At 39.7% G+C, this 17,561-nt stretch carries 16 protein-coding genes; 9 read left to right on the plus strand and 7 right to left on the minus strand.

The annotated features are described in order from the left end of the window. Window positions 1-387: 387 nt before the first annotated feature. From F3G69_RS07975 to F3G69_RS07995, 5 genes are all read left to right on the plus strand, one after another. A complete protein-coding gene (locus F3G69_RS07975) occupies window positions 388-1,512 on the plus strand; it encodes a PepSY-associated TM helix domain-containing protein (protein ID WP_149714928.1) in 1,125 nt (374 codons plus the stop codon). Window positions 1,513-1,583: 71 nt separating this feature from the next. Further along, on the plus strand, window positions 1,584-2,606 hold the full coding sequence (locus F3G69_RS07980; RefSeq protein WP_009494790.1) for a ribonucleotide-diphosphate reductase subunit beta: 1,023 nt from the start codon (window positions 1,584-1,586) through the stop codon (window positions 2,604-2,606). Further along, a complete protein-coding gene (locus tag F3G69_RS07985) occupies window positions 2,593-3,084 on the plus strand; it encodes a hypothetical protein (protein ID WP_188115353.1) in 492 nt (163 codons plus the stop codon). Before F3G69_RS07980 ends, F3G69_RS07985 begins: the two co-directional genes overlap by 14 nt. Then, on the plus strand, window positions 3,085-3,852 hold the full coding sequence (locus tag F3G69_RS07990) for a carbon-nitrogen hydrolase family protein (RefSeq protein ID WP_149714929.1): 768 nt from the start codon (window positions 3,085-3,087) through the stop codon (window positions 3,850-3,852). Window positions 3,853-3,912: 60 nt separating this feature from the next. After that, window positions 3,913-4,545, plus strand: a complete 633-nt coding sequence (locus F3G69_RS07995; protein WP_149714930.1) for a protein-L-isoaspartate(D-aspartate) O-methyltransferase — start codon at window positions 3,913-3,915, stop codon at window positions 4,543-4,545. A 36-nt stretch (window positions 4,546-4,581) separates the two neighbouring features. Here F3G69_RS07995 and F3G69_RS08000 read toward each other — a convergent pair whose 3' ends face one another. The 5 genes from F3G69_RS08000 to pyrG form a co-directional block, all read right to left on the minus strand. After that, window positions 4,582-5,166, minus strand: a complete 585-nt coding sequence (locus F3G69_RS08000) for a hypothetical protein (RefSeq protein WP_149714931.1) — start codon at window positions 5,164-5,166, stop codon at window positions 4,582-4,584. Window positions 5,167-5,428: 262 nt separating this feature from the next. Then, entirely contained in the window at window positions 5,429-7,426 is a 1,998-nt protein-coding gene (locus tag F3G69_RS08005) for a TonB-dependent receptor domain-containing protein (protein ID WP_149714932.1), read from the minus strand. A 226-nt stretch (window positions 7,427-7,652) separates the two neighbouring features. After that, window positions 7,653-9,227: a single-stranded-DNA-specific exonuclease RecJ gene (recJ, locus tag F3G69_RS08010; protein WP_149714933.1), complete on the minus strand. Its 1,575-nt coding sequence runs from the start codon at window positions 9,225-9,227 to the stop codon at window positions 7,653-7,655. A gap of 351 nt (window positions 9,228-9,578) precedes the next feature. After that, window positions 9,579-10,130, minus strand: a complete 552-nt coding sequence (locus F3G69_RS08015; RefSeq protein WP_149714934.1) for an NAD(P)H-dependent oxidoreductase — start codon at window positions 10,128-10,130, stop codon at window positions 9,579-9,581. 105 nt (window positions 10,131-10,235) lie between these two features. Continuing rightward, window positions 10,236-11,870 (minus strand): CTP synthase, encoded by a 1,635-nt coding sequence (gene pyrG / locus F3G69_RS08020; RefSeq protein WP_084109918.1) that lies wholly within the window; start codon window positions 11,868-11,870, stop codon window positions 10,236-10,238. Window positions 11,871-11,998: 128 nt separating this feature from the next. Here pyrG and F3G69_RS08025 point away from each other — a divergent pair, with 128 nt between their 5' ends. The 4 genes from F3G69_RS08025 to F3G69_RS08040 all read left to right on the plus strand — a co-directional run bounded on the left by F3G69_RS08025 (window position 11,999) and on the right by F3G69_RS08040 (window position 16,903). Then, window positions 11,999-12,214: a DUF4492 domain-containing protein gene (locus F3G69_RS08025; RefSeq protein ID WP_149714935.1), complete on the plus strand. Its 216-nt coding sequence runs from the start codon at window positions 11,999-12,001 to the stop codon at window positions 12,212-12,214. A 1-nt stretch (window position 12,215) separates the two neighbouring features. Continuing rightward, the gene (locus F3G69_RS08030; protein WP_149714936.1) at window positions 12,216-13,751 is read left to right on the plus strand and encodes a cytochrome ubiquinol oxidase subunit I; all 1,536 of its coding nucleotides are present in this window, start codon (window positions 12,216-12,218) and stop codon (window positions 13,749-13,751) included. Next, window positions 13,744-14,868, plus strand: coding sequence for a cytochrome d ubiquinol oxidase subunit II (locus F3G69_RS08035; protein WP_149714937.1), 1,125 nt, complete (start codon window positions 13,744-13,746; stop codon window positions 14,866-14,868). Before F3G69_RS08030 ends, F3G69_RS08035 begins: the two co-directional genes overlap by 8 nt. 265 nt (window positions 14,869-15,133) lie before the next feature. Next, entirely contained in the window at window positions 15,134-16,903 is a 1,770-nt protein-coding gene (locus F3G69_RS08040; RefSeq protein ID WP_149714938.1) for an aryl-sulfate sulfotransferase, read from the plus strand. Between the two features lie 35 nt (window positions 16,904-16,938). Here the strand turns inward: F3G69_RS08040 and F3G69_RS08045 are convergent, their stop codons facing one another. Both F3G69_RS08045 and F3G69_RS09320 read right to left on the minus strand, forming a co-directional pair. Then, the gene (locus F3G69_RS08045; protein WP_103577176.1) at window positions 16,939-17,289 is read right to left on the minus strand and encodes a hypothetical protein; all 351 of its coding nucleotides are present in this window, start codon (window positions 17,287-17,289) and stop codon (window positions 16,939-16,941) included. Window positions 17,290-17,364: 75 nt separating this feature from the next. Continuing rightward, on the minus strand, window positions 17,365-17,561 hold a 197-nt coding region (locus tag F3G69_RS09320), incomplete at its 5' end, for a hypothetical protein (protein ID WP_188115354.1).

Below are 17,561 nucleotides of genomic sequence, written 5' to 3' on the forward strand. Positions count from 1 at the left end.
CACTTACAATTATTTTGTATTGAAAACTAAACTTTTCATAACCAACAAATCAAACACTTGAAGCTTAAAAATCTAGAGTGTATAAATGAGTGTAAAAATTATTGATTTTAATTTTATTAAAAGTCGATAAATACGAGCTTTAAAGCTAAAATCATTTCCCGCTTAACTCCACCATAAATCTAAATACATCTATCATTATTTATACCTTTTGCAAAAATAACTTTTTACAAAAAAAGATGCCAATATGTAAAAATTTAATGAATAATTGATATCAAGACCCTTATCAACATTAGTAAAAGTTAATAACTAAAAAATAATTTTATAAATTTTTATCTTGCTTTAACAAAAAATAAAATAATATTCGCTATTAAAATTCAAAGGAAAAAAATGTTTTTAAAACGAGGAAAAATCATTTTCAACATACACCTAATAATTGGACTAATTGCGGCTATTCCGCTAATATTCATGACTCTTTCAGCCCCATTTGCGTCTTATAGAGAAGAGATCAAAAGTGCGATAAATAAAAATTTTATAAACTTAGTTCCTAGCGAAAAAGAAAATTTAAGCTTAAATGAACTCCTAGCTAAAGCAAAAAGTGAGATTCAATTTGATACGCTTGAAAGCTTACAAATAGGTGGAGCAAATGAAGCTTATCGTATAAGCATTACAAAGGATAAAAAACAATTAAATTTCTTCATAGATCCAAGAAGTGGTGAAGTTATTAGCGAGGACTGGGGTGAGAAATTTCGTATCATTATCTTAAGTCTTCATAGAAATTTAGGACTTGCCTTACTTGATAGCAAAGTACCAGCCAATATCGGCAAACAAATAGTTGCCATTAGCTCTATCATCATGGCTCTGCTTGCTATCAGTGGCCTCATCCTCTACGCACAAGCGATCAAGCGAAATTTCTTAAATTCGCTAAAAATTAAACCAAAAGCAAAGGGCTACGCCTGCTTCTACAACCTTCACACCAGCCTTGGCACCTACGTGGCGATCTTACTTGTGGTGATGTCACTAACTGGACTTTACTGGTCTTATGGCTGGGTCAGAAGCGGCGTAAATAGTATATTTTTTGATCTAAAAACAGCTCCAATGAAAAAAAGTCTACCACAATCAAATTTACTCCCAATAAGCGACGAGAAATTTAAAGAGATTGAGGCTGCGGAGCAAATTTTTAAGGACAACATTACACTAGAGCTAAAATCGCTCACGATAAACGTACCTGAAAATAACCAAAGCACCTATACCATAAACTACGAAACTAGCGAGAGTCAAGTGGGCAAGCTAAAGCTTGACGCTAGCGCTGGCAAGATCAAAGAAAACAAGCTTGTTAGCAAGTCTGAGAGCATCCCAGAGGCAAAAAAGGCTGGTCGCAAAGTACTTAGTCTACATACTGGTGAGATGTTTGGCGAGATCGGCCAGATCGTCTTTGCCGTATCATGTGTGATCGCAGTTTTACTAATCATAACTGGCTTTTTGATGACGATAAAAAGGACCAAGGCGCTCTAAATAAAAGTAAATTTTTACCTTGCTTTGGGTAAGATTTTGAGAAATTTTTACCACAAACAAGAGAGAAATTTATGAACAGAAAACGCATCTACAACCCAAGTTCAAATGAAAATTTGACCGACAGAAGAGTCTTTAACGGCAACCCGCACGGCATTTTAAATTTCACCAAGGCAAAATACGAGTGGGCGTTAAAGCTTTGGGACCTCATGGAGGCAAACACATGGTTTCCAAAAGAGGTCGACACCACAGACGACGTGCGCGACTACGCCTACAATCTCACAGAGGCCGAAAAACGCATGTATGACCTAGTTTGGAGCCAGCTCATTTCGATGGATAGCTTCCAGACAAATAACCTAGCTGACAATATCAACCCTTACATCACCGCACCAGAGATCAACGCCGTGCTAAGCCGCCAAGCCTATGAAGAGGCAAACCACAGCAAGTCTTACGCTGTCATGGTCGAAGCGATCTGTGACAACACAGACCTCATCTATGAGATGGAGAAGCACGACGACGTCTTACGCGAGAAAAACGACTACATCTCAAGCGTCTATGAGGAGCTTGCAGGCGAAGTGACTGACGAGAAACTACTTCTTGCGATGGTTGCCAACCAAATTTTAGAGGGTATCTATTTTTACAGCGGCTTTACAGCGATCTACGCTCTAGCTCGTGCTGGCAAGATGCTAGGCTCAGCGCAGATGATCCGCTTCATCCAACGCGACGAGATCACGCACCTACTTTTGTTTCAAAACATGATAAATTCAGTCCGCAAAGAGAGACCTGATCTTTTCACACCTGAGACTGAGGCGAAAATTTATGATATGTTTGAAAAAGCTGGAAATTTAGAGATCAAATGGGGCAAATACATCACCCAAAACCAAATAATGGGCTTTACAGATGATATCATCGAGCAATACATCCACTATCTCATCGACCAACGCCTAGTTGCGATCGGCCTAAAACGCAAATACAATGTCGCTCACCCGATCAAATGGGTCGATGACTTTGCTAAATTTAACGACCAAAAGTCAAATTTCTTTGAAGCAAAGGTGACAAACTACAGTAAGGGAAGTATCAGCTTTGATGACTTTTAAAAATGGCATCTTAGCCCTTGCCTGCGTGCTTTTTATAGGGTGTGCGAGCAGTAGCCAAAGAATAATTGATCAAGCAAATAAAAATAATCTCGAAAATTTCTACGCCTACAAGCTTGTCAAGATAAAAGAGACAAGCCAAGCGGAAGTCTATCAAGAGATGCCAAACGGTGAAATTGCACTAAGTTTCGCACCGCTAGGATCTGTGCTAGGAAATGACGTGATGCTTGGCATAAATAAACAGTGTGGCTTTGAAGCAAAAAATCTAAAAGAAGTAAGAGTAGTTTCACATGATGAGGCTAGAGGTCTAGGCTTTGAGGTCTGGGTTTTTAATGATCCGCTATCACAGCGCGATGACAATATCACGGCTATAAGCGTTATTTTAAAAGCTACACCAAACATCGGTGGCACGGATATAAACTGCAAAATTCCAAAAGACTGCCACGATGAAAAACCTATGACATTTGTATTTGGAAAATAAATGAGCGAAAATTTAAACCTAATAAGCCTAACTTTAAAGGCAAAAAATGCAACAGATCGCCTAGAAGAGCTTGCAAATTTAGTTGAGGCTGCACCTGAAAACTCTCTCCTGCTTGCAAGCGAGCTTTGCATAAGCGGCTACGACTTGGACGGCTTTTTTGCTGGGGCGAACAAAGCGATGCTTGGTGGCATGATAGGCAGCTTTGATGCGATGCTGCTTGAGCGCTTGCAAGAGGTACTTAGCCCAGATAAATTTCTTGGTTTTACACACCTTACCAGCCTAAATAAAAGCGCAGGTCTTGCTCAAATTTCGAATCTAAATCCGCACCAACCAAAAATTTATAACGAATTTTTACTTCTTAACTCAAATAACGTCTTTCATTCGCAGTTTAAGGCTGAGCTTTTTCGGCCAAATTTAGAGCATGAAATTTTTGCCGCTGGCGATGTGGGAGAGATAAATGCCTTTGATTTTAGAGGGCTAAAGCTTGGCGTACTAATCTGTTTTGAACTACGCGATAGCAGGCTTTGGGCAAAGCTAAAAGGATGTGACATTATCATGGTACCAGCCATGTGGGGCAAGGCTAGAGAGGATGCTTATCTTAGTCTTTGCAAGGCTCTAGCTATCGCAAACAACTGCTATGTCATGATCTCAAGCTCTCTTGCATTAGAAGTTGCTGGAGTATTTTTACCAAATGGCACGCTTGTTAAAGAGACGATATTTGATGCAAATTTAATAAAAGAGATCAAAACGAATTTAGGGATTTTATAAATTTTAAGATAAGTTTTAAATCGTATAATAACGATTTAATTTTTATTTAGGATATAAATTTTGACCCAACTAGAAGCGATAAAATGCCAAAATTTAGCTAGCGACATAGCCGACGAGATCACACTAAGCCCACTTTTATTTGACGCGATATCAACAACCGAACGCGAAATTTTCGTACCCATCACCGCCCATGCTTATAAACTTGACGCTCAGCCCATACTGGGCAACCAGTGGATCAGCTCGCCACTAACTGTGGCAAAAATGACGATGGCACTAGAGTGCGAAAATATGGACAATATCCTAGAAATAGGCTGTGGCAGTGGCTATCAAGCAGCGATTTTAAGCAAACTTGCACATAGAATTTTTAGTGTCGAGCGAATAGAGAAACTGGCCATGGAGGCAAAAAAACGCTTCGAGGTACTAAAAATAAAAAACGTACATGTAAGATATGATGACGGCAACAACGGCTGGCGAAGCTACGCACCATTCGATCGTATCTTGCTCTCGGCAGCTGCTGATGAGATCTCGCCAAATTTATTTAAACAGCTTAAAAATGGTGGAATTTTAGTAGCTCCAATGAAGAAGGATGGCAAGCAATTTATCGCTAAATTTAAAAAAGATAAAGATGGAAATTTAGAAAAAGAGTACTTAGATGAGTGCCTTTTTGTGCCACTTCTTGAAGGTAGAGAGTAGTCCAAAATTAGGCAAAGCCTAAGCCTTGCCTAAATGTTAGAATTTATAAGTGTAGCCTGTATAAATTCCTATAGTCGTATCTCTTAGCTGAGCTCCGCTATTTTTCTTATAAAAAGTCTTATCAGCTTTTAAGCCAAACTCGATCGCGTTATGCTCATCAAATGAGTAGATACCGCCCGCTTTTGCACCGACTAGCAAACCTTTGAAATTTTTCTTGCTCGTTTCATTTTCAAATCTCTCTCTAACACTCAAATATCCAAGACCTGTGTATCCGCCAAGAACGGCTTTAAAATTTTCAGTGATATTTGGCGTATAATCAACACCACCTAAAAATTTATGCTTACTCCATTTTGCATCTGATTCACCAGCATTTTTCCTAGCTTTAAAGTCATAATAATAACCGCCATAAGCTCTATAGCTGTCAAAATCATAACCGCTATAAAAGCCAAGACCATAGTGACCTTTTTTGAAGTTGTTTTTCTCACTACTTGCTATGTTTTTTGTTTTGATTTTTGAGTTAAACGAATAATCACCTTCACCACCAACAAATGCACCTTGAGCTAGTGCAACTGAGCTTACCAAAGCTAGAATTAAGCTTGATTTTACAAGTAAATTTTTCATACCTCTCCTTTAAAAAATTTCTGAGATTTTACATCTAAGCTTTTAATCTATATAAAATTTAAATTTAATAAAGCCCTATTTTAATCATCCTTTGGCTTTAAAATTTAATAAGAAATTTTATACCAAGTGTCAATTTATTACTAATAGCAAATGTAGTAAGTGTGAGTATTATTAAGAAGATAAGAGTAAAAATACTTAAATTTAGCACAGCTTTAGGGCAGATCCTAAGCCCATAGCCATGCTAAATTTATTAAGTTACGCCCTAAAAATGCACCTTAAATTTCGCCCAAAAACTTCTGCCCGGCTCATAAAGCCTCGTGCCGTTCGGGATAGTCTCGTAGCCTGCGATACCACCGCCGTAGCCGCCTTTTGAGTTATGATAGGCGTATTTGGCGTCGTTTAGGTTTTCCGCCGCTAGCAAGAATTGATAATTTTTATATTTATAGCCCGCGCTTAGCCCCAGCGTCCAAAAGCTATCGCTCTTGCCCAGGTCCATGCCGCCCACGTCGCCGTAGCCTTTTTGCGCGCGGTTTTGCGACGCGTTAGCGTAGAAGTCGGCTTTGACGAACCAGTCTGGCTTTTCTAGGCCGGCGCTTAGTTTAAACGTTAGAGGAGAAACCTTAGGCAGCGCGTCGCCGTCTTTTAGGCCGCCTGCGTTTTTAGTCACCTTGCCGTAGACGTAGGATACGCCCGCCCCCAGTCTAAATATATCGGCCAGTAGCGTATCGCCCTCGATCTCGCCGCCGTATAGTAAAGCATCGGTATTAAATACGCTTGAAGACATACCCATAGGGTTATACTTTATCATTATGTAATCATCCATCTTCGAGACGAAGAAATTCGCGTTTAGCTCGTAGTTTTTATCTTTTAGCACGGTACCAAAGTCTAGTTGCGTGTTTCTTTCTTTATTTAGCTTGAGATTATCGTCTTTATTCGTTTCCCAGTGATCCGGTAACCTTTGCGCGTGGCCTAGTCCCGCATAAAGCGTTAAATTTTGTAGATATTTTTCGTATCTAAAAAAGCCGGAGAATAAATTTTCACTCCTACTTTTATGCGTTAGTAGCTGCTTCCTCTCGCCCGCGTCCAGCCTAAGTCCGCCAAAAAGCCCATAGTCGTTTTCAAGGATGTATTCGTTTTGAGTGTATATAGTTTTATACGTTACCTTGCGCTGTTTTACGTGCGGCTTTGATAGGGCGGCGTCCATTTCGGCTTTAGTTACGCCCATCATACCGCTTCCGGCACCTCGCCATTTAAACGTATCTTCAGAGTATCCCGCGCCGATGAAGCTAGTTAGATTATCGAAATTTAGCTCGCCTTCTAGCTTAAAGCCGTACATATCGCGTATCGGGTGACTGATACTATATCCTTTGCCGCGCCCCGTACCCGGCACCACCGGACGCATGGTGAAGTTATCCATTATGTGATCGATTTGATGATAGTACGAGCTTAGACTGATCTTGTGCTCGCCGACGTCTTGTTCAAATTTTAGTCCGAAAGATTTACGGTCAAATTGTATGCCGTCTCTCATCCTATCGGCATACGCCGCTTCTCCATTACCCAGGTCCGCGCTTAGCTGCAAGGCGGTAGTATCCGTGGGCGTTAACGTGCCTACGAGCGAGACGCTGTTACGTTTATAGTGCGTATGCATTTTCTGTCCGTCACCACTTTTATAATCGCCGCTCTGGTAGTGTCCGCCAGAAATTTCTAAGCTTCCCAGCTCGTTGCCCGCCGCTACGTCCGCGGCAGTTTCAAATCTTCTAAAACTACCGCCCAGCACGCTTACGTTTCCTCCGAAGCTCGGTTTAGATAGCCTTGCTATCTCTCTATCGAAAAATATACCGCCGCTAATGAGCGCGCCGTATCTGACGTCTTGCGGGCCTTTTACGATACGAACCGAGCTGTAGTTTTGCGCCGAGATGTAGGTGATGGGCGTATCCATACGCATGCCGCAGCCGCCGTTTAGCGTGCTACCGTCGATCAGCACCGGCAGCCTAGCCGCCGTCTGCGAACGATAATAAACCTCGCTGCCGCCTCCGCCCTTACGCTCCATTGTAAAGCCGCTCAAATTTAAAAGCGATTTAGCGATGTCTCTGTTTTCCAGTATCGCGCCTTTGCCTACTATTTGAGCCTTTGTCGGTTCGTCAAGAACGGACTTTTGTATCTTTGCAGAAACGGTAACCGGAGCCAAGTCTATCGTTTCTTCAACACCAAGCATTAAATTTGGTACTAAAGCAAATGCTAAAACGTAAGAAATTTTCATGTTTAGTTCTATGAAATTAATATTTAAAATTAAAATTAAAGCAAAAATGAACTTAAATAAAGTATAAATATTTATATAACATTAATTTTACAATACAGAAATTTGGCTCAAATAGTATTATTTTAGTTGGACTGCATTAAATATATAAAGAAACGATTTTAGCGAATTAAAACCGAAGTAATCTCGGTTTTATTAAAATTTTAGCATTATAAAACCGAGATAAAATTTATAAAATCTCTTTTATGAGTAGTTGTGGAGTAACAAGTCCGCGGAATGAATTTTTTGATATACAAAAAATAATATCTATCATCTCGCCAACTCTAGCATGTCTTGTAAAGTTAAAAAATAGAGCCTCAAGTGTTTTATTATCCTTTTGCAAGATGAGCTTTAGGTGATTTTGATCTCTTCCTATAAGTCTTTCGTTTTTAACAAGAGCATTTTTTATCTTAAAGACCGGACGAGGGTTTTTCTGTCCATACGGCTCATAAAATTCTAAAATTTCAAGCAGTTCAAAGTCTATCTCGCTTGGCATTATGTCGCCAAGTAGCTCGTCCGAGCTTTTACACTCTTGCATATTTAAACAAGAGCAGCTTTTATTTATCGCTTCTTTAAATTTCACCAAATTTTCAGGTGCAAGCGTAAGTCCAGCCGCTCCTTTGTGACCGCCATAGCTTGTTAGTAAATTTTCGTGGCTTGCTATGAGAGATAATATATCAAGCTTACCAATGCTTCTAGCACTACCTTTTGCACGACCTTTATCGATGCTAAAGACGATAGCTGGCTTTGCAAAGTGCTTTGCTAGGCGGCTAGCTACGATGCCTATCACACCCTCGTGCCACTGCTCACCCCAAGTGATAATGACTTCATCGTCTTCTTTTACGTCCTTTAGCGAGCACTCAAAGAGTTGGCGCTCTTCCTCTTTTCTGGAGTTGTTAAATTCAATGATCGTATCAAGGTAGTTGTAAGCCTCTTCAATACTTTTAGCACGCAAAAAGTTAAATGAATTCATCGCATCGTCCATGCGTCCGGCTGAATTTATAAGCGGAGCTATAAGAAAGCTAATATCGTCACACTCAAATTTTTCCTTACCATAAAACTCTTTTATAGCGTGAAATGCGGAACGCTTAGACGCATTTAGCTTACAAATGCCAAGGCGAACAAGCATTCTATTCATATCTCTTAGCTCCATCATATCAGCAATTATCGCGATAGCTAAAAGCTCTAGAAATTTGCTCATATCGTAATTTAGCCCAAAAACATCCTTTAACGCTCCAACCAAATACCAAGCGACCTCAGCACCACAAATTTCGATATTTGGGAAGTTGCAGTCTTCTTGTTTTGGATTAATGATCGCATAAGCTTCTGGGAGAACAGCTGGAGGCATGTGATGATCTGTAATAATAAGATCGATGCCTTTTTCTTTACAGATAATGGCCGCATCGTTTGCAGAGATGCCGTTATCAACGGTTATAATCAAGCTTACATCGGCTGAGAGTTCGTCTATTATCTCAGGATTTAGCCCATATCCATCTTTAAATCTATTTGGAATTTTTACTAGGTAGTCTTTCACGCCAAGATCATCAAAAAACTCAGCCAAAATAACGCTTGAAACAACACCATCGACATCATAATCGCCCACAATGGCTATTCGCTCGTTTTTCCCGATCGCTTCTTTTATGCGATTAGCGCCTTTATAGATATCTTTTAAGGCACTTGGTGTCGGAATTTCACTAATTTTTTTATGTATGTCGTTACAAAATCTATGCGCTAGTAAATTCCTTATATCCTCTTTATTTAGCATGGTTTTGGCAAGAATTTTTAAAGAACTTGCCAACTTTATTTAATGCCACTTGTTTACTTAAATTTACACCCATATTGCCAAAAATTTGGCTATAAAAATATTTCTTTCTCATCGCAATCTTTCGTCTTTATTTTGAATGCTTGGATTATATCTTTTTGAAATTTAATTTCTTATAATTTTAAATAAAAGTAAGATTTTAGGGCAAATGGCAAGCTTAAAAGCTTTGTTAAATTGATAGTCTTTACAAATTTAACGCACCAAAAATAGTAAGCATTAGCAAAATTTATACAATCAAATTTATAAATTTTTAAATGGTTTATACCATAAAGTTTAAACCATTTTTGTAAAAATTTACTCCAAATTTTTCAAAAACTCCGCGTATTCTCTGGCGCCGTGTTCTATTTCGCTGTCGCTTGATACGTAGTCCACGCCCGGAGTCTCCTCGGCGCCGTAAAATGCGAAAAAGTCGCGGTAATCGGCGTGAAAATAGTATTTAAACGCAAGCTCAAACGGCGTAAGAACCTCGCGAAGACTAAAATGATAGCGTCCTTGCGGGCTGTAGTCGCTCTTTTTGATACCTGCGGTAACGGCTAACGCTACCTTGCGTCCCGCTATGCCGTCTGAGTCGCGCCCATAGGCAAAGCCGTGCGTCATCACCGCGTCGATCCACGATTTTAAAATCGGAGGGCAGGAGAAGTTGTGAAGCGGAAACTGCAAAACGAGGGCGTCGTGGGCTCTGATGAGCTCTTGCTCGCGCGCGGCGTCAATGTCGCCGCCCCCGTAAAACTGCGTCAAATCATGAACGCTAAAGCGCTGCGGCTCTTTGAGAGCCTCTTGTAGCAAGCGTTTGTTTATGAACGAGTTTTGGATGTCAGGGTGTGCTAAGATGATTAGAGTTTTCATTTTTGTCCTTAAAAATTTATGGCAAGTAGTGGGATTTATTTGATAAATAATTTAATAAAAACAGCAAAATTTTAAAAGAATTTTTAGAGCCAGATGGCTCTAAATTTAAGATTTAACGTTTTCTAAACTTGCCTTTATAAAGCCTAATATCACAGGATTTGGCTTAGTTAGACGGCTAGTAAATTCAGGATGACACTGCACGCCCACAAACCACGGATGGCCTTTTAGCTCGATAGCCTCTATAAGTCCATCGCTCTCACCGCTTACCAAAAGACCATTTTTCTCAAAAATTTCTTTATATTTTGGATTTGCCTCGTAGCGGTGGCGGTGACGCTCTTTTACACTCTTTGCATTGCCATAAATTTCAGCTAGAAGTGTCTTTGGTTTTATCTCACAGTTATATGCTCCAAGCCTCATCGTGCCGCCAAGTGGGCTTGTGTGCGTTCTTATCTGTTTTTTGCCATGAGCGTCGATAAAGCTATCGATTAGATAGATGATAGGGTTTTTACACTCTTTGTCAAATTCCATAGAATTTGCATCTTCTAAGCCTAAAACATCCCTTGCAAACTCAATGAGTGCTAGCTGCATACCAAGGCAAATTCCAAGATAAGGGATCTTATTTTCACGAGCAAATTTTATAGCCTGCATCTTGCCTAAAACGCCCCTTTCACCAAAGCCACCAGCGACTAAGATACCATCAACGTCTTTTAAAAGCTCATTTACATTGTTCTCTTCTATCTTTTCGCTATCTATCCAGCGTAAATTTACCCTAGCATCCAAATTTGCTCCAGCGTGGATAATACCCTCAGTTAGGCTCTTGTAGCTCTCTTTTAGATCGATATATTTACCCACAAATGCTATTGTAGTTTCATTTGTTGGAGCGATTATTCTTTTTACTAGGCTATCCCACTTTGCCATGTCTGGTTTTAGCTCATTAAAGCCTAAATTTTCAGCGATTGGAGTTAGTATGTCTTGCTTTAAAAATGAAAGTGGAATTTGATAGATACTTGCGCTATCTAAGCTCTCTATAACGCAGTTTTTCTCCACACCACAGCTTGCTGCGATCTTATCTTTTAGCTCGCGGTTTAGTGGCATTTCAGATCTGCAGATGATGATATCTGGCGTTATACCTATACGTCTTAGCTCGCCTACGCTATGCTGGGTTGGCTTTGTTTTTAGCTCGCCAGCTACTTTGATAAATGGCACAAGCGTTAGGTGGATATTTAGCGCTCTTTTTTTGCCAACTTCTACTCTTAGCGCTCTTATCGCCTCTAAAAATGGTAGTCCCTCGATGTCGCCAACTGTTCCACCGATCTCAACGATGAGCACGTCTTTGCCTTCGCCTGCTTTTTTGATGCGATCAACTATCTCGCCAACGATGTGAGGGATCACTTGTATAGTCTTTCCAAGGTAGTCGCCACGGCGCTCTTTTTCGATCACTGAGCTATAAACTCTACCAGTTGTGAAGTTATTATCTTGACTTAGGCTCTCATCTAAAAATCTCTCATAGTGGCCAAGATCTAGGTCTGTCTCCGCACCATCGTCTGTGACAAAGACTTCGCCGTGTTCTAGCGGGCTCATCGTGCCTGGATCTACGTTTATATATGGATCAGCTTTTAAAACACTCACCTTTAGTCCAGAATTTTTTAGCAATGTCGCGATAGACGCAGCTGCGATGCCTTTTCCAAGTGAGCTTAAAACGCCACCTGTAATAAAAATATACTTCGTCTCTTTTGCCATCAAAATTTTCCTTAACTTTAGTTATTTTTTTATCTGCCGATTATACCCCTTAAATATTTAGTAAGGCATTAATCGTGCAAATTTTAAAAATTATTCTTTAAGTCTTTTTGTTATAGACTTCAAAAATCATGATAAAAAACTGCTTAAAAAACATCGCCTCTTTATATGTAGACGGCTTTAAAAACATGAAAATAGGCAAGAAATTGTGGCTTCTCATAATAATAAAGCTTATCATTATGTTTGGAATTTTAAAGGTCTTCATCTTTGACGAGACTCTTAATACCAAATTTCAAACCGAAGAAGAAAAAAGCGAATTTGTAATTCGAAATTTAATAAAGGAATAAAATGTCTGAGATGGATTTTGTCGACTGGTCTAGGGCACAGTTTGCGCTAACCGCCATTTACCATTTTTTGTTTGTCCCACTTACTCTGGGACTAAGTTTTATCATCGCTATCATGGAGACGATATATGTCAAAACTGGCGATAAAGCATGGCTTGAGATAACGAAATTTTGGCTAAAGCTCTTTGGTATAAATTTCGCTATCGGTGTGGCTACTGGCATCATCATGGAATTTGAGTTTGGTACAAACTGGGCAAATTACAGCTGGTTTGTCGGCGATATCTTCGGCGCTCCACTTGCGATTGAAGGCTTGCTCGCATTTTTTATGGAGAGTACATTTTTTGCCATTATGTTTTTTGGCTGGGATAAAGTCAGCAAGAAATTTCACCTGCTTTCAACTTGGCTTGTCGCGATCGGTTCAAATTTAAGCGCGCTTTGGATCTTGATCGCAAATGGATGGATGCAGTACCCAATAGGCATGAAATTTAACCCAGATACCGCCAGAATGGAGATGGAAAATTTCTTCGAAGTTGCGCTAAATCCTCTTGGCATTAGCAAATTTTTACACACAGTAACTAGCGGCTACACCATCTCGGCTCTTTTTGTGATAGGAATTTCTGCTTGGTTTTTAATCAAAAAACGCCACATCTTGCTAGCTAAAAAAAGTATCGTCGTTGCTAGCGCATTTGGCCTTATCACTTCGGCATTTTTGTTGCTTAGTGGCGATGAGAGCGCATATCTTGCAGCTCAAAAGCAGCCTATGAAGCTTGCTGCAATGGAGGGACTTTATAATGGCGAGAAAAACGCTGGTCTAGTTGCCGCTGGTATTTTAAACCTAGCTAAAGAGCTTGGCGACGAGAGCGAGCCATTTTTGCTTGAGATAAAGGTGCCTTACGCACTTGGCATTATGGCAAACAGAGAGCTTGACTCATTTACACCAGGTATAAATGACCTACTTTATGGCAATAGCGAGCACAATCTAATAAGCGTAGAAGAGAAGATGGCAAAAGGCAAAGTAGCTATCGAAGCTCTCAAAAACTACAAAGAAGCCAAAAAAGCAAATGACGAGAGCCTAATGAAAACTTCTCTTTCAAATTTAGAAAGTAACCTAAATTTCTTAGGATATGGCTATCTTAAAGACGCAAAAGAGGCTGTGCCACCAGTTGCGCTTACATTTTATAGCTTCCATATCATGGTCGCTCTTGGCACTTACTTCATAGCTCTTTTTGCTATTACGCTCTATCTAAATCTCTCAAGAAAATATAAATTTGAAAACATAAGAGCGTTTTTGTGGATCTGCCTCTTTACCATACCGCTTGGCTACATCGCAGCTGAGGCTGGCTGGATAGTAGCAGAGGTCGGTCGTCAGCCATGGGTGATACAAGATCTCATGACCGTTGGCGTTGGAGCTACAAATTTATCTGACTCAAATATCAAAATTTCATTTATATTATTTGCTGTTTTATTTACGGTCTTGCTGATTGCCGAGATCAAAATCATGCTTAAGCAAATAAAGATAGGATTTAACGACCATGCATAGTTTAAGCTTAGAAAATTTACAAATTTATTGGTGGTTTATAGTTAGCCTTCTTGGCGGACTTTTAGTCTTTATGATGTTTGTTCAAGGCGGCCAGTCGCTCATCTTTAGCCTTGGCAAAGACGAGCTTAAAAAAGATATGCTCATAAATTCTATCGGTAGAAAATGGGAACTTACATTTACGACGCTTGTTATGTTTGGTGGTGCGTGCTTTGCGGCGTTTCCACTATTTTACGCTACTAGCTTTGGTGGTGCCTACTGGGTTTGGTTGGCTATTTTATTTTGCTTTATCATCCAAGCTGTAAGCTACGAGTACCGCAAAAAGCCTGATAACTTCTTAGGCGCTAGAACTTATGAAATTTTCCTTTTCATAAATGGCTCACTTGGCGTTATCCTTATTGGCATGGCGGTTAGTACCTTTTTTAGCGGTAGCGACTTTATGCTAAATGAGCACAACTTTGTCGAGTGGAAGACTCCATTTCGCGGTCTTGAAGCATTGGCAAATCCTTACTTGTACTTGCTTGGCATAGCGATGTTTTTCCTATCTCGCGTAGGCGGCTGCTTATATCTTATAAATAACATTGCGGACGGCGAATTTATACAAAACGCCAGAAAGCAACTGCTTGTTAATACCGCACTATTCTTGCCATTTTTCCTAGGCTTTCTTGCTTGGATACTTACAAAAGATGGCTTTGCATACGACGCAAATGGCGTAGTTAGCCTTATGCCTTACAAATACGCTATAAATTTGATCGAGATGCCTATCGTTGGTATATTGCTTCTTGTTGGTGTTGTTTTGGTACTTGTTGGAATTTTCCAAGGGGCATTTACAAAAAGCATTCGTGGAATTTTTGCTTACGGCGTTGGCGTTACGCTTGCTGTGACTGCACTATTTTTGATAACAGGCCTAAATGGCACTGCGTTTTATCCGTCATTTAGCGACCTTTCTAGCTCGCTAACTATCAAGAATGCAAGCTCAAGCCACTATACGCTTGGCGTTATGGCCTATGTTAGTTTGCTAGTGCCAGTAGTGCTTGCTTATATCATCGTCGTTTGGCGAGCGATAGATAGCAAGAAGATCACGCAAGACGAGATCAAAAACGATCATCACGCATACTAAGGATAAAAGATGTTAGAAGCAGGAATTTTTTTGATACTTTGGCCAGTGACACTATTTGCTAGCTATAAATTTGTTCTTTTTTCTCTTAAGAAATTTGACGCAAATAACTAAAATTTAGGGGCTTTTGCTCCTAAATTCTTCTTTTTATTTTTACTCTTTAAAACGACTTCTTTATAAATTTATTTAAGCCACTTTTCATATAAGCGTTAGTTCTGTGTGAAATTTGGGTAGTAAGATATCATTAAATTTTATTAAAGGAGCAAAAATGAGCAAGAATTTCTTAGGTTCTGTTGCCCTTGCGGCTGTTTTGGTTAGTGGTCTTAGTATAGGCATCACGCCACTAGAGGCTGGAGTCCTGGCTCATCACGTAAAGGTTCAAGGTGAGCTTGGATCAGTCTTTATAAATCCATATGACGTATCACCTCTAACTGCTATCATCGATAGAGCTGGCAAAGACATCAAAGATATCCACGTCAAAGTAAAAGGTAAGCCAGATGGTGGTATCGACATCGACTACAACGTCTCAGAGCATGCCCTGCTCACACATGACGGCGTGCCTGTTTGGGGGCTTTATTCTGACTATCTAAACGAAGTTGTTGTTAGCTATACATTTAACGGAGCCAAAAAGGTAGAAACATATAAAATTTACGCCCAACCTATCGTCACATATAGCCGCGACTATAGGTTCTCACACATGCAAAAAACTCGCGTAAAAAAGGTCGATCCTGCTTTCAAAAACAGGCTCTATCTCATAAATAACACGATCACAAGTGTCTATAAACCACTTGATTGGAAGAATGGCGGAGCTGCTAGCTGGAACGACTTTACCGAAAACTACATCGTAGATACCAAAGGCGAAGTCAGATGGTACCTTGACTATCAGAAATTTTACGACCGAAGCGAGAGAAGAGTAATGGATGGAGGCATGATGATGGGCTTTCATCAGCTAAAAAACGGTGATATCAGCTTTGGTATGGCACAAAGATATCTAAGATACGACCTTATGGGAAAAGAAATTTACAACCGCCCGCTCCCAAGAGGCTATATCGATCTAAGCCACGAAGTTATGCCATTAAAGGATGATCACGCACTTCTTAGAGTTGGCAAATACAACTACCACCACAAAGATGGCAAAATTTCTCACACTATAAGAGACCACATCATCGAGGTCGATAGCACCGGTAAGGTGGTCGAAGAGTGGGATTTAAATGAAATTTTTGGCAACAACGTCTACCGTAGCAACCTCATAAAAGCACTTGATGCAAGAGCTGTTTGCCTAAACATCGATATGGACGCAAAAGAGATAAAAATAAGTGATGATCAGCCATTTGGCGACATCACCTCTACTGGTACAGGTAGAAACTGGGCTCACGTAAACTCTATCTCATATGATGAGAGCGACGATAGCATTATCCTCTCACTTCGCCACCAAGGCATAGTTAAAATCGGCCGCGATAAAAAAGTAAAATGGATATTAGCTTCGCCTGAGGGCTGGAGTGAAGAATTTAAAGCCAAAGTACTAACTCCAGTTGACAGCAAAGGCAATAAGATAAAATGCGAAAACTCAAAATGCGAGGGCGAATTTGACTGGTCATGGACTCAGCACACTGCATGGCTAACACCAAGATATGATAACAAAGGCAGTGTAAAACACCTAAGCGTCTTTGACAATGGCGATGCAAGAGGCATGGAGCAGCCAGCCTTTAAAGAGGATAAATATTCACGTGCGGTTGAGTACAAGATAGATGAGAAAAAGGGCACGGTTGAGCAAACTTGGCAGTTTGGTAAGGAGCGTGGCTTTGACTTTTATAGCGCAGTCACTAGCAACGTCGAGTGGCAAAAGGATAAAAATACCTACTTCATCTCAAGCTCAAATGTAAATTTGCTCCGTCCTGATAAGACTATCAAAATGGTCTTAGTTGAGATCGATCCAAAGACAAATGAGATCAAATTTGAGATGGACGTGGACTCTGCTTCAAGAGATGATGTTGCTTATAGGGCGATGGTTATTGATCCGGAGGTATTTAGTTATTAGCAGTATCTGGTGTGAGATTTTTCTCTCACCAGCTTTTAGTTGTTGTTTTGAAATTTATAGATTGCTTCTTTGATTCTAGTAAGGTTAAAATTTATCGCTCGCTCTAGCTCTGGCAAGTCTATATCTTTATCAGCTTCAAATGCTTTTACCATATCGCTTAGCTCTTTTGTTTCATCACTTGCAAGAACTGTGCTTTTAAAATCATCATCGTCTATCTGGTCAAATTTTAAAAAGATCGATGCAAATTTATCTTTTAAAATTTCTTTATTTAGCTTTCTATTTTCCAAAGCTTTCTTTGTTCCACCATTTTTATTACAGGTTCTAAATATAGAATCTATTGTTTCATTCACTTCATCAAGTAAAATTTCTGTTTTTTCACTTTGCATATAAAACTCTCTTAACTATAAATTAAATTTAAAATAAAAGCTAAATTGCTCTTGTTTTGGAGATTAGAAGTTGTTTTACTTCTTCGCGTAAAAAGGAAAAATTAAAGTTGTATTTGTGAAGTTATTTTCATAAAAGTTTGCGCCAGAATTTAAAATTTTAGTTTGCATTGGCATCACTTTTATGCCCTCTGTTTTTGCGATCATTTTCTCATCCTTGTTAAAAAATTTTATCGCATTGTATAAATTTTCATAAGTCTTGTAAATTGTACCAG

It is taken from the genome of Campylobacter concisus (genome assembly GCF_902460625.1).
In the GTDB taxonomy this organism is placed as follows: Bacteria; Campylobacterota; Campylobacteria; order Campylobacterales; family Campylobacteraceae; genus Campylobacter_A; species Campylobacter_A concisus_AD.